We start from the raw sequence: 12,955 nt of genomic DNA on the forward strand, positions 1-12,955 counted from the left end.
AGCTCCTCATGGTGATGGGCAGTGGGAGCGGCCAGCCTGCGCTCGCGCCGCCCGCTAATGCGAAGACTCGCGGGTTGCGCCAAGCGTTCCATGCAAGTCGCGATGAAAAGGCGTGAAGCAAACGGGATGCACGGTCGTGGCGGGCAGGCGTGCGCACGTGCACCAGGCAGAAGCTACAGGCCTGGCGGACGGCGCGTCAATGCAGCCCGCAGCAATGACTCAAGGCTTCGCCGCCGGCTTGCGGAACGTGATGTGCGCGATGCGCCGCACCAGCAGCACCGCGATGGCCGTCAATATCACAGGCCTGACCAACGCGTCTTCAATGCAGCCCCGCAGCAATGACTCAGGGCTTCGCCGCGGGCGCCGCCGGCTTGCGGAACGTGATGTGCGCGATGCGCCGCACCAGCAGCACCGCGACCAGCGCGGCGACGGCCGTCAGCATCACGCCGATGTGAATGGACTGCACGAGGGCATCGCGGGCGGCGTCGAGCAGCGCGGGCGCGTCGAGACCCGCGGCAGTGAGTTCGCCGAGCAGATGTTCGCGCAGCGCTTCATCGACGAGAATGCGCGGATCGGCCATGCGCGGCAGCCATTGTGCCGAGACCTGCGGACCCAGCACGCTGACCGTGCGCTCGACGACGCTCGCGTAATGATGCGCGACGATCGTCCCGACAATGCTCGTGCCCATCATGCCGCCGACCATGCGGGTCGATTGCAGCAGCGCCGTGGTGATGCCGAAGCGCTCGCGGCCCGCAATCTCCTGCCCGAAGATGTTCATGTTATTGAGAATGAAGCCCAGTCCGATGCCGATGGCGGCCATCGGCAACTCGATCCAGACATGCGGCGTCGAGATGCGCGCGAACGCCAGCGCCACGGACGCGACCAGCAGCAGCGTGAAACCGATCGACAGGATGTTCACCGGCTTCTTCATGTGAATCACGATGCGCGTGTTGATGAAGCTGCCGAGCGCGATGCACGCGGCGATGGGCGTCGCGAGCAGGCCCGCCTGCTGCGGCGATAGCCCGAAACCGCCTTGCAGCAGCAGCGGCGCGAAGAAGATCAGCGAGAACATCACGAAGCCCGCCAGGAACGAGAGCGTGAACAAGGTGTTGAGCTGGGCGTCGCGGAAGATGTCGAGCGGGATGATCGGATGCGTCGCGCGCCGCTCGCAGATCAGGAGCGCCACCGCGCACACCACCACGCCCGCGCCCAGCGCGATGTTGCCGGTCGTGAAGCCGTCCTTCGGCAGCGCCTCGATCAGCGCCTGGAAGCCGCCGAGCACGAGCCCGACGAGCGCCGCGCCGGTCCAGTCGATCTTCACGCCGCCCGCGCGCGGCCGGTGCAGGTTCGGCAGGTGCGACCAGATGAAGTACAGCGCCCCGATGCCGACCGGCAGATTGACGAGGAAGGTCGAGCGCCAGCCCCAGTGCTCGCTCATCCAGCCGCCCAGCGAAGGCCCGGCCGCCGTGCCGATGCCGTAGGCCGCCGCGAGCACCACCTGCCAGCGCACGCGGGTGCGCGGATCGGGGAACAGGTCGGGAATCGACGCGAACGCGGTGCCCACCATCATGCCGCCGCCCACGCCCTGCAGGCCGCGCGCCAGCACGAGGAACAACATGTTCGGCGCGAGTCCGCACAAGACCGAGGCCAGCGTGAACACGATCACCGCCGCCACCACGAAACGCTTGCGCCCGAAGTAGTCGCCGAGCCGGCCGAACACCGGCACCGTCACCACCGACGCCAGCAGATACGCGCTCGCGATCCACGCGTAGAACTCGAAGCCGTGCAGCTCCGCCACGATCGACGGCAAAGCCGTGCTGACCACGGTCTGGTCGAGCGCGACCAGCATGTTGACGAGACCGATGCCGAGCATCGCGTAAAGGGCGGTTCTGAAAGCGAGAGCGGGTGCGGCGGGCGGTGTCTGGGTCACGGTGAGTCAGGCAGGCAGGCTGAAGAAATGCTACAAGGAGATCGCGGCCGCGAGAATTAAGCAGCCGCTGATGCCGAGAAGGACGAATTGTACGGCCTGCCTTGCGCGGGATCGACCTTTCGCCAAAAAGCCGCACGGCACGGCAAGACGCGCGCCTTATCATCCGAGGCACGGCGGCTAGCGCCGTTCGCCACTCGATCGTCTTCAGGGGGAAATCGTCATGTTCCAACGCATTCTTGTCGCCATCGACGGCAGCCGCACCTCGCAACACGCGTTCGATGCCGCGCTCGATCTCGCCGCCACGCATCAAGCGGTCATGCAGCCGTATTACGTCGTGGAGACGGGTCCGATGTACATGGACGTGCCCGGCTACGATCCGACCTCGCTGCAAAAGAGCCTGATGGAGCAAGGCGCGGAACTGGCGCGCGACACGGCCGCCGCGATGAAAGCGCGCGGGATCGCCGGCGACGTGGTGACGGTGGAAGCCACCGCCGGCGACGACGTAGCGACCCTCATCATCCAGGCGGCCGGGACCTTCAACGCCGACCTGCTGGTCATGGGCACGCACGGTCGCAAGGGTTTCCGGCGACTGATTGTCGGCAGCGTGGCCGAGCGCTGCCTGCGCCAGGCGACGCTGCCGGTCTTGCTGATTCCCTCCGCCGCTGGAACCGACGAGGACGCCGCGGACGCCTGATGTAAAAAATGCTGTATCGGTTGCAGCCTGCGTCAATTTTCCACGGTGAGCACGGAAAACACCGTGGGAAAATCGTTTGTCATTCATCAACAAACGAAGCCCATGAGTGCACTGTCCGACACCCACCGCGCACGGCGCAACGCGGCGAATTGCTCCACCTGCGCGATGCGGCATCTCTGCATGCCTGAAGGACTCTGCGCCAGCGACATCGCCAAACTGGAAAACATCATCTCCGTCACGCGCAAGGTGAAACGGGGCGAAGCCCTGTTTCGCGCCGGCGACCGTTTCGACGCCCTGTTCGCGCTGCGCGCCGGCTCGCTCAAGACGGTCGTCACGCAGGACGGCGGCCGCGAACAGGTGACCGGCCTGCTGCTGGCGGGAGACGCGCTCGGCTTCGAGAGCATCGAGGAAGGCGTGCATACCTGCGACGCCGTCGCGCTGGAGGACAGCACCGTGTGCGTGGTGCCCTACCCGCTGTTCGAGCGCATGTGCCGCGAAACCGATGCCTTGCAAAAGCGCCTGCACCGCATGATGAGCCACGCGCTGAACCGGGAAGTGAATCACGTCGTCAGGCTCGGCATGCTGCGCGCCGACGAGCGCGTCGCGCGTCTGCTGCTCGACATTTCCTCGCGGCTCTCGCGGCGCGGCTACGCGGCGTCGGAGTTCACGCTGCGCATGACGCGCGACGACATGGGCAGCTACCTCGGCATGACGCTCGAAACCGTCAGCCGCACGCTGTCGCGCTTCGACCGCTCGGGGTTGATCGAAACGCAGGGCAAGTTCATCCGCATCCGCGACTTCGACGGCCTGCGCGCCGTCTGATCGCGGCCCCGCCCGGCGTGGATCCGCCGGCGATTATTTCCAGTCGGAGAATAATCAGCGCTCATTTTTCAGTTGGCACGCCGCTCGCTACGCATTAGGCTCTTTAGCCTAGCTGGCCTGCCAAGGAGAATGAGCGAGATGAATCGCGACCCTTCACTGCGTCACCCTCTGCTCGAACGCCTCGCCGAGGCGCGACGCGTCACGGACGAACTCTTCGGCGTCATCAAGCCTGAACATCTGTACGACAGGCCGATTGCCGAACGGCATCGCATCGTGTTCTATATCGGGCATCTGGAAGCCTTCGACCGCAATCTGTTCGATCAGCGGCTGTTCGACCTGCCGAGCCCCAACCCGGCTTATGACGATCTGTTCGCGTTCGGCATCGATCCGGTCGATGGCGGCCTGCCCACCGACCAGCCCGCCGACTGGCCCACGCTCGACGAAGTGCGCGCCTATCGCGACACGGTCCGCGCGGCGATCGACGCCTGTTTCGATCCAGTCGACCTCGCCACGTCCCCGCTATCTCCGGATGAATCGCCCGCGCAACTGCTCGAAGTCGCCATCGAGCATCGTCTGATGCATGCGGAAACGCTCGCGTACATGCTGCATCAATTGCCGGTCGATAGAAAAATTGCCCCGTCCGATGCCTTGTCTGAACGCGCTTCCGACCTTTCGCTCGCGCAGGAAACCGTGCGCGTGCCGGCCGGTTCGGTGACGCTGGGTCTGGCGCGCGAAAGCGGCCTGTTCGGCTGGGACAACGAATTCGGTGAACAGCGCGTCGACGTGCCCGCGTTCGAGATCGACCGCCATATGGTCACGAACGGCGACTGGCTGCGTTTTATCGAAGCAGGCGGTTATGCGAATCGCGCGCACTGGCACGATGCCGACTGGGCGTGGAAGGAAGAACAGCGCATCGCGCATCCGGCTTTCTGGATTCCGTCGAGCGGCACGTGGACCCTTCGCACGATGTTCGACGAGATCGCACTGCCGCTCGATTGGCCGGTCTTCGTGAGCCATGCTGAAGCAAAGGCGTACGCCCGCTGGGCCGGCAAGCAACTGCCGACCGAGGCGCAATGGCAGCGCGCGGCGTCAGGCGCGCCGCATGTCGCGGCAGGCAACTTCGATTTCCGCCGCTGGGACCCGTCGCCGGTGCAGGCGCATCCGGACAACCGCAGCGAGTTTGGCGTGGAAGGCCAGTTCGGCAATGGCTGGGAATGGACCTCGACGGAATTCGCGCCGCTCGACGGTTTCGAGCCGTTTCCGTTCTACCTGGGCTATTCGGCCAATTTCTTCGACGGCAAGCACTTCGTCATCAAGGGCGGCTCGCCGCGCACGGCCGCCTGCATGCTGCGGCCGAGCTTCCGCAACTGGTTCCAGGGGCATTACCAGTACGTGTATGCCGGGTTCAGGTGCGTCAGCGCGTGATCAGCGGCTCGTCTACAGGACGAGCTTGAACCCCGCCCCGTACACCGACTGCACCACGTCCTCCTCGGGCGCTATCGCTTCCAGCTTGCGCCGGAGCTTGCGCACGTGGCTGTCGATGGTGCGGTCTTCCACGATGCGCCCGTCCGTATAAAGCCGATCCATCAGCTTGTTGCGCGAGAACACTTGCGCCGGCCGGCTCGCGAGTGTGGCGAGCAGGCGGAATTCAATCGGCGTCAGGTCGAGCGCCGCACCGCGATACGTGGCCTGCAGACGCGCTTCATCGAGTTGCAGCGGGCTCGTTTCCGGATGCGCATGAATGCGCGCGCGCCGCAGGATGGCCTTGACGCGCGCCACCAGTTCCAGCGGGCTGAAGGGCTTGCAGACGTAGTCGTCCGCGCCGAGTTCCAGTCCCAGCAGCCGATCCACCTCCTCCGCCTGCGCCGTGACCATGATGATCGGCACGTCGCTGATGCTGCGCAGGTCGCGACAGATATCGCGTCCATCACGGCCCGGCAGCATCAGGTCGAGAATGATCAGATGCGGCATGTGCCCGGCCACGGCCGCGGCAACCTGCGCGCCGTTCGCGACCCAGCGCGGCGCATAGCCGGCGGCGCGGATGAAATCGACCATGACGGACGCCAGCTTCGGTTCGTCCTCGACGATCAGCACGTCGATATCAACACTTGTGTCGCTCACGAATCCTCGCTCTGGCGTGGAAGAACAATGGCGATCCACAGACCGCCCTGCGGCGCCTTCGCGGCCGAGATACGTCCGTCGTGCGCCTGGATGATGCTGCGGCAGATCGGCAAGCCGAGACCCGCGCCGCCGGTCGCGCGGCTGCGCGAACTCTCGACGCGATAGAAGCGCTCGAACAGCGCGGCCAGCGATGCCTCCGGCACGCCCGGCCCGCTGTCCTGAAAGTCGACATGCACCCGTCCGCCCTCCGCCCTCACGCCGACGCTCAGCGCCGCGCCCGCGGGCACGTAGCGCACGACGTTCTGCAGGATGTTCGAAAACACCTGTTGCAGACGTCGTTCGTCGCCGTACACGAGCGGCGCGGTGTCGGGCAATCGCGATTCCAGCGTGATGCCCGCGTCCGCGAGGCGTCGGCTGAACAGGCGCAGGATTTCGTCGAGCGCGTCGCTCACGTCCACATCGCCGAAGTGATACTGCAACGCGCCGACATCGGACAGCGAGAGGTGATAGAGATCGTCGGTGAGCCGGCTGAGCCGCTCCAGTTCCAGCGACAGCGAACGCATCGCCTCGACGTTCATTTCGCGCACGCCCACTTCCAGCGCCTCGACTTCCGCGCGCATCACGGCGAGCGGCGTGCGCAGTTCGTGCGAGACATCGGCGACCAGCGCCGCGCGCATCTGTTCATTGCGTTCGAGCGTCTCGGCAAGGTTATTGAAGTCCGCTTCGAGTTGTCCGAGTTCTCCGCCCGAGACCACGGGCACGCGCTCGTTGAACTCGCCGCGCGCCAGCACGTGCGTTGCGCGCGCGATGCGCTGCAAGGGCAAGCCCAGGCTGCGCGCGATCCATAGCGAGATCAGCACGGCGATCAGCGTGGCCGCCACGGCCAGCACCCAGCTCGCCTCGCGCTGCGTTTCCTGAAGGCGCAGATCGCCGGGCTCCATGACGTCCTGCACGGGCGCGATGAGCAGCCAGCCCACCGTCTTGCCCTCGACGACGACCGGCTTGCGCGGCGCGCCGTCGAACATGCGGCGATTGCCGGCCAGATAGACGTTGTTTGCATCGACCAGCGTGAAGCGCAGATTCGCGCCGATCAGGTCGGCAAGCGGCGGCACCGGGAACGGCGCGTTGTCCGGCGACGGCGTGAAGGAGCGGCCGCTCGGCAGCATCAGCATGTGCCACAGATGCCGGTCCTGGCGGATGAAATCCCAGTTGCCGTGTTGTTGATAGGCATTGGCGAGCGGCGCGACGCTGTCGTCGAGGCGCTTCTGGTCCTGCTGCGTCAGATAGCCGAGAAAGCCGCGCTGGAAGCTGATGCGCGCGCCGATGGACATGGCCCCGATCAGCACGATGTTCACCGCCAGCATGGCGACGAACAGCTTGGCCGTGAGGCCAAACGTCTTCTTTGCCGCCTGGGTGCGCGTGGTGGGGGTCGTCATGCAGCGGATTCTACTGCCTGGGTCGACGTCGCCAACATGCCGGGCCGAACTTCCTAATTTCTTGCGAAATTGCTTCGGATAATCGGCTCATCTGGCATATGCCGCGCTTGTCGCATCGAGGTCGACCCCATGAGAGTTCCGCGTTCCGTGCTGTACAGCATGGCTGTGCTGTCGTTCACAGGTTCATTGACGGCCTGCTCGCCGGCTTCGAAGAAAGAGCAGAAGAAGGTGCAGAGCGTCAACGTGATGACGGTCCACACGACGCGATACGCGCAGTCGGTTTCGCTGCCGGGACGCACGACCGCCTTCCTCACGTCGCAGGTCACGCCGCAGGTCAGCGGCATCATCCAGAAGCGGCTGTTCGAAGAAGGCGGCGAAGTGCGCGCGGGACAAGTGCTCTATCAGATCGATCCCGCGCCCTATCAGGCCACCTATGACGCCGACAAGGCCGACCTGGAGAAGGCGCAGGCGGCCTTGCTGTCGGCACGGCCGATCGCCGAGCGCGACAAGTCGCTCGCCGCCATCGATGCGATCAGCAAGGAAACCCTCGAACAAGCCGAGGCCACGCTCAAGCAGGATGAAGCGACCATCGACGCCGACCGCGCCGCGCTCGAAAGCGCGCGCATCAACCTGGGCTATACGCGCCTGACCGCGCCCATCAGCGGGACGATCAGCGCTTCGACCTACACGCCCGGCGCGCTGGTCACGGCCGATCAGAGCACCGCGCTCGCCACCATCTACGCCTATGACCCGATGTATCTCGACGTGACGCAGTCGAGCACGGCGGTGCTTGCGTTGCGCAAGAAGCTCGCGGACGGCAGCCTGAAAACCGATGCGGCCGGCAACGCGAAAGTGCGGATCACGCTGGAAGACGGCACGACCTACAAGCATGAAGGCACGCTCAAGTTCGCGGGCGTGGGCGTCGATCAGACCACGGGCACCATCACGCTGCGCATCGTGGTGCCGAATCCGGAGAAGATGCTGCTGCCCGGTGAATATCTGCATGCGGTGGTGGATCAGGGCATCGACGAAAACGCGATCCTGGTGCCGCAGCAGGCGGTCACGCACGACCAGCGCGGCGATGCGAGCGCGCTGGTGGTCGGCGCGAAGAACAAGATCGAACAGCGCACGCTGACCCTGTCCGGCACCGCCGACGGCAATCAATGGGTCGTGACGGGTGGGCTCGCCTCGGGTGATCGTATCGTCGTGGAAGGCTCGCAGTACGTCGATGCCGGCGAGACCGTGAAAGCGGTCGAGATGCCTGCCTCGGCCGTGGCGGCGACGCACCCGCCGACCTCCACCGCCTCGGCTGATTGAAGGAGCCGACGCATGCGCATTGCTCACTTTTTCATCGACCGGCCTGTCTTCGCCTGGGTGCTGGCGATCATCGTCACGCTGACCGGCGCGTTCACGATCACGCAGTTGCCGCTGGACCAGTATCCCGACATCGCGCCGCCGACCATCCAGATCGCCGCCACCTACGACGGCGCGTCCGCGCAGACCAACCAGGACGCGGTGGTGCAGGTGATCGAGCAGCAGATGGTCGGGCTCGACAACCTGATGTACATGTCGTCGAGCGCGAACTCGCAGGGCAGCATCTCGATCAAGCTCACCTTTGCGGCGGGCACCAATCCCGATACGGCGCAGGTTCAGGTACAGGATCAGTTGCAGTCGGCGAACGCGCTGCTGCCTTCGGAAGTGCAGCAAAGCGGCGTGACCGTGAGGAAGGCATCGCCGGATACGTTCCTGGTCTTCAACCTCGTGTCCGAAGACGGCAAGATGAGCAAGTCGGCCATCGCCGATTATCTCTACAGCCAGCTCGAGGAACCGATCGAACGTCTTCCGGGCGTCGGTCAGGCGCAGCAGTTCGGCTACCAGTACGCGATGCACATCTGGCTCGATCCGAACAAGCTGCAAAAGTATGCGCTGATGCCGGCGGACATCGTCAGCGCGATCAACACGCAGAACGTCGATATCGCCGCGGGGGAAGTCGGCAAGACGCCGTCGGTCAAGGGCCAGGAACTCGACGCCACCATTACCGCGCGCAGCCGCCTCACCACGGCGGAGCAGTTCCGCAACATCGTGCTCAAGACGCAGACCAACGGCTCGCAGGTGCTGTTGGGCGACGTCGCGCGCGTGGCGCTCGGGCCGCAGGAATACACGGTCGAATCGAACTTCAACAACAAGCCCGCCGCTGGGCTCGGGCTGCAACTCGCGATCGGTGCCAACGAAGTGCAGGTGGACAAGGAAGTGCACGACTTCCTCGAAAAACGCGCGTCCTCCTTCCCTGCCGGTTTGAAGGTCGAATATCCGTACGAGATGGTGCCCTTCATCAAGACGTCCATCGAGGAAGTGGTGAAGACGCTGCTCGAAGCCATCGTGCTCGTGGTCGCGATCATGTTCCTGTTCCTGCAAAACTGGCGGACCACGCTGATCCCGGCCATTGCGGTGCCGGTGGTGCTGCTCGGCACGTTCGGCATCCTCGATCTGTTCGGCTACTCCATCAACATGATGACGATGTTCGGGCTCGTGCTCGCCATCGGCTTGCTGGTGGACGATGCGATTGTCGTGGTCGAGAACGTCGAGCGGCTGATGTCGGAGGAACATCTGTCGCCGCGCGAGGCCACGCGCAAATCGATGACCGAGATCAGCAGCGCGCTCGTGGCGATCGCCATGGTGCTGTCCGCCGTGCTGTTGCCAATGGCCTTCTTCGGCGGCTCCACGGGCATCATCTATCGGCAGTTTTCGGTGTCGGTGGTGTCGGCGATGGCGTTGTCCGTGCTCGTGGCGCTGACCTTCACGCCCGCGTTGTGCGCCACCTTGCTCAAGGAAGGCCACGTCAAGCCGAAGGGCTGGTTTTTCACGCGCTTCAACCGCGGCTTCGACAAGACCGACCACGCGTACCGCCGCACAGTGGACAAGATGCTGCATCACCGCAAGCCCGCGATCATCGTGTATGCGCTGCTGGTGATCGGCGGCGGCCTGCTGTTCATGCATCTGCCCACCTCGTTCCTGCCGCTCGAAGACCAGGGCAGACTGATGGTCACCGTCAAGGCGCCGGTGGGCGCGACGCGCGAACGCACCGAAGCGATCATGCAGAAGGTGGAAGACTATCTGCTGAAGCAGCCGGACATCACCGAGGTGTTCAACGTGGCCGGCTATGCCACCGGCAGCAACGGCCAGAATGTCGGCATGATGTGGGTGAAGCTCAAGGACTGGGACCAGCGCAGCAGCGCGAACGACTCGGCGGAAAGCCTCGTCACGAAAGCATCGCGCGACCTGTCGCGGACCATCCGCGACGCGAAGGTGTTCATCTTCCAGCCGCCGACGGTGCGCGGCATGGGCGTCAGCTCCGGCTTCGACATGGAACTGGTGGACCAGGACAATGTCGGACACACGGCGCTGGCAGCCGCGCGCGACAAGCTGATCGCCCAGGCAAACCAGAGCGGCCTCGTGCGTCAGGTGCGCTTCAACGGGCTTAGCGACACGCCGCAACTCTCGCTCGCCATCGACGACCGCAAGGCCAGCGCCATGGGCCTCAACATCGGCGACGTCAACGCGACCATCGAGGGCGCGCTCGGCAGCCAGTACGTGGACGAGTTCCTCGACCAGGAGCGCATCAAGAAGGTCTACGTGCAGGGCGACGCGCCGTTTCGCATGACGCCTGAATCGCTGTTGCAATGGTACGTGCGCAACGCCTCCGGAACGATGGTGCCGTTCTCCGCGTTCGCCACGTCGCACTGGACCTACGGCCCGCCTGAACTCGACCGCTACAACGCGCAGTCGTCGTTCGAGATCGTCGGCGATCCGGCAACGGGCGTCAGTTCCGGACAGGCCATGCAGACGATGGAACAACTCGTCGCCCAGTTGCCGAAGGGCATCACCTCCGCGTGGACCGGACTGTCGTATCAGGAACAGCTCTCGGGCGGACAGGCGCCGTATCTCTACGCCGTGTCCGTGCTGTTCGTGTTCCTGTGTCTCGCCGCGCTCTACGAGAGCTGGTCGGTGCCGTTGGCGGTGCTGCTCATCGTGCCGCTGGGCGTGCTCGGCGCGTCGCTCGCCACGAGCCTGCGGGCGCTCTCCAACGACGTCTACTTTCAGGTCGGCCTGCTCGTCACCGTGGGGCTGGCGTCGAAGAACGCGATTCTCATCGTCGAGTTCGCCGTGATGCTCGAACGCGAAGGCAAGTCCACGATGAAGGCCATCGAACAAGCGGTCGCGCTGCGGATCCGGCCCATCATCATGACGTCGCTTGCCTTTCTGCTCGGCGTCGCGCCGCTCGTCGTCGCCACCGGCGCGGGCGCGGCGGCGCGGCATTCCATCGGCACCGGTGTGTTCGGCGGGACGCTCGTCGGCACGCTGCTCGGCATCTTCTTCACGCCGCTCTCTTATTTCATGGTGCGCAAGTTCTCGAGCAAGCGCTCGCATCCGGGCGGCCAGGGCGGCGACTGGAGCACGCGGGATGCGGATTCGAACGGAGGTGAAGCATGAAGGCAGCATGGCGTTGGCTGCCCGTCGCGGCGGCGGTCGGCGGGCTGGGCATGCTCGGCGGCTGTATCAATCTGGCGCCGGATTACCAGCGGCCCGCCGCGCCGGTGCCCGCTTCATGGTCCGGTCAGCCCGCAACGGCCGCGACGGACACGCTGGCCGCCGACATCGGCTGGCGTACTTTCTTCGTCGATCCGCGTCTGCAACGGACCCTTGCCCTGGCGCTCGCGAACAACCGGGATCTGCGCATCGCGGTATTGAACATCGAGAAGGAGCGCGCGCAGTACCGGATCCAGCGCGCGTCGCTGCTGCCGGAGATCGATGTGGGCGCGAGCCAGGACGCGGGCCGCACGCCGAACTCCGTGCGCCGTGCCGAGTCCGGCTCGGGCAGCACGACAGGCAACGGCAGTGGCACGACCTCGCATATCTACAGCGCCGACCTGGGCTTCACGGCCTATGAGATCGACCTGTTCGGCCGGGTGCGCAACCTGAGCGATGCCGCTTTGGAAACCTTCCTCGCCACGCAGGAAACGCGCCGCAGCACGCAGATCAGCCTCGTCTCGGATGTGGCGAGCGACTGGCTGACGCTCGCCACCGACAAACGTCTGCTGGCGATCGCGCGCGACTTGCTCGACAGCCAGCAACGCACCTTCAAGCTCGTGCAACGCGAACATGCGCTGGGCGCCACGAGCGGCCTCGACTACGAACAGGCGCGCAGCAGCGTGCAATCGGCGCGCAATGCCGTCGCGCAGGCCATGACGACGGTGGCGCAGGCACGCAATGCGCTCGACCTCGTCGCGGGCGCGCCCGTGCCCGAAGCCGATTTGCCCGATGCGAGCATCAACCCGGTCACGAGTCTCGCGGCCATTCCCGCCGGCGTCCCTTCTTCCGTGCTTCAGCAACGCCCCGACGTGCTCGCGGCGGAACATGCGTTGAAGGCGGACGACGCGGACATCGGCGCGGCGCGCGCCAACTTCTTCCCGACCATCAGCCTCACGGCCGCGCTCGGCTTCGAGAGCCCGGCGCTGGCGTCGCTGTTCAGGGGCGGCAACCGGAGCTGGTCGTTCGAGCCGTCGGCGTCGTTGCCCATCTTCAATGCGGGGGCGAACCGGGCCACACTCGACGCCGCGAAGGTAACCTATCGCATCGATGTCGCGACCTACGAGAAGACCATCCAGACCGCGTTCGAGGAAGTGGCGAATGCGCTCGCGACGCGTGCGACCATCGGCGAGCAGCTCGATGCCCAGACCCAGACCGTCGATGCGGACCAGCATGCGTACGATCTGTCGATGGCGTTATACCGGCAAGGCAGCGCCAGTCTGCTCGATGCGTTGACGGAGCAGCGGCTGCTGTACGCCGCTCAGCAATCGCTCGCGACGACGCAGCTTTCCGCGCAGACGAGTCTCGTCACGCTCTATGCGGCGCTGGGCGGCGGGCTGGACGAAGCCGCGAAGCGATGAGGCG

General features: G+C 65.4%; 9 protein-coding genes. 6 read left to right on the forward strand and 3 right to left on the reverse strand.

The annotated features are described in order from the left end of the window. Positions 1–343: 343 nt before the first annotated feature. Complete coding sequence (locus QCE63_RS30925; protein ID WP_309839353.1) at positions 344–1,873, reverse strand: MFS transporter; 1,530 nt, start codon at positions 1,871–1,873, stop codon at positions 344–346. A gap of 277 nt (positions 1,874–2,150) precedes the next feature. Between QCE63_RS30925 and QCE63_RS30930 the strand changes: the two genes are divergently transcribed. The 3 genes from QCE63_RS30930 (at position 2,151) to QCE63_RS30940 (ending at position 4,871) form a co-directional block, all read left to right on the forward strand. Further along, positions 2,151–2,624, forward strand: a complete 474-nt coding sequence (locus QCE63_RS30930; RefSeq protein WP_309838346.1) for a universal stress protein — start codon at positions 2,151–2,153, stop codon at positions 2,622–2,624. Positions 2,625–2,726: 102 nt separating this feature from the next. Continuing rightward, positions 2,727–3,446 carry a helix-turn-helix domain-containing protein gene (locus tag QCE63_RS30935; RefSeq protein WP_309838348.1) on the forward strand — a complete coding sequence of 240 codons (720 nt, stop codon included), beginning with the start codon at positions 2,727–2,729 and terminating at the stop codon, positions 3,444–3,446. Between the two features lie 138 nt (positions 3,447–3,584). Continuing rightward, entirely contained in the window at positions 3,585–4,871 is a 1,287-nt protein-coding gene (locus QCE63_RS30940; protein WP_309838350.1) for an SUMF1/EgtB/PvdO family nonheme iron enzyme, read from the forward strand. A 12-nt stretch (positions 4,872–4,883) separates the two neighbouring features. Here the strand turns inward: QCE63_RS30940 and QCE63_RS30945 are convergent, their stop codons facing one another. Both QCE63_RS30945 and QCE63_RS30950 read right to left on the reverse strand, forming a co-directional pair. Next, positions 4,884–5,567, reverse strand: a complete 684-nt coding sequence (locus QCE63_RS30945) for a response regulator (protein ID WP_309838351.1) — start codon at positions 5,565–5,567, stop codon at positions 4,884–4,886. Further along, positions 5,564–7,003 (reverse strand): ATP-binding protein, encoded by a 1,440-nt coding sequence (locus QCE63_RS30950; protein ID WP_309838352.1) that lies wholly within the window; start codon positions 7,001–7,003, stop codon positions 5,564–5,566. The genes QCE63_RS30945 and QCE63_RS30950 overlap by 4 nt, the downstream gene beginning before the upstream one ends. Positions 7,004–7,132: 129 nt before the next feature. On the opposite strand from QCE63_RS30950, the gene QCE63_RS30955 reads away from it, so the two are divergent. Genes QCE63_RS30955 through QCE63_RS30965 form a run of 3 tightly spaced genes read left to right on the forward strand, consistent with a single transcriptional unit; the run spans position 7,133 to position 12,951 of the window. Next, positions 7,133–8,320, forward strand: coding sequence for an efflux RND transporter periplasmic adaptor subunit (locus tag QCE63_RS30955; RefSeq protein WP_309838354.1), 1,188 nt, complete (start codon positions 7,133–7,135; stop codon positions 8,318–8,320). Positions 8,321–8,332: 12 nt separating this feature from the next. Then, the gene (locus QCE63_RS30960) at positions 8,333–11,494 is read left to right on the forward strand and encodes an efflux RND transporter permease subunit (RefSeq protein ID WP_309838356.1); all 3,162 of its coding nucleotides are present in this window, start codon (positions 8,333–8,335) and stop codon (positions 11,492–11,494) included. Further along, positions 11,491–12,951, forward strand: a complete 1,461-nt coding sequence (locus tag QCE63_RS30965; protein WP_309838358.1) for an efflux transporter outer membrane subunit — start codon at positions 11,491–11,493, stop codon at positions 12,949–12,951. Before QCE63_RS30960 ends, QCE63_RS30965 begins: the two co-directional genes overlap by 4 nt. Positions 12,952–12,955 lie beyond the last annotated feature (4 nt).

The sequence above is a fragment of the Caballeronia sp. LZ065 genome (assembly GCF_031450975.1).
GTDB lineage: Bacteria > Pseudomonadota > Gammaproteobacteria > Burkholderiales > Burkholderiaceae > Caballeronia.

Coding starts and splice junctions, on each gene's coding strand:
- QCE63_RS30950 (WP_309838352.1), bottom strand. CDS start 7,003: ATGACGACCCCCACCACGCGCACCCAGGCGGCAAAGAAGACGTTTGGC.
- QCE63_RS30955 (WP_309838354.1), top strand. CDS start 7,133: ATGAGAGTTCCGCGTTCCGTGCTGTACAGCATGGCTGTGCTGTCGTTC.
- QCE63_RS30960 (WP_309838356.1), top strand. CDS start 8,333: ATGCGCATTGCTCACTTTTTCATCGACCGGCCTGTCTTCGCCTGGGTG.
- QCE63_RS30940 (WP_309838350.1), top strand. CDS start 3,585: ATGAATCGCGACCCTTCACTGCGTCACCCTCTGCTCGAACGCCTCGCC.
- QCE63_RS30935 (WP_309838348.1), top strand. CDS start 2,727: ATGAGTGCACTGTCCGACACCCACCGCGCACGGCGCAACGCGGCGAAT.
- QCE63_RS30925 (WP_309839353.1), bottom strand. CDS start 1,873: ATGCTCGGCATCGGTCTCGTCAACATGCTGGTCGCGCTCGACCAGACC.
- QCE63_RS30965 (WP_309838358.1), top strand. CDS start 11,491: ATGAAGGCAGCATGGCGTTGGCTGCCCGTCGCGGCGGCGGTCGGCGGG.
- QCE63_RS30930 (WP_309838346.1), top strand. CDS start 2,151: ATGTTCCAACGCATTCTTGTCGCCATCGACGGCAGCCGCACCTCGCAA.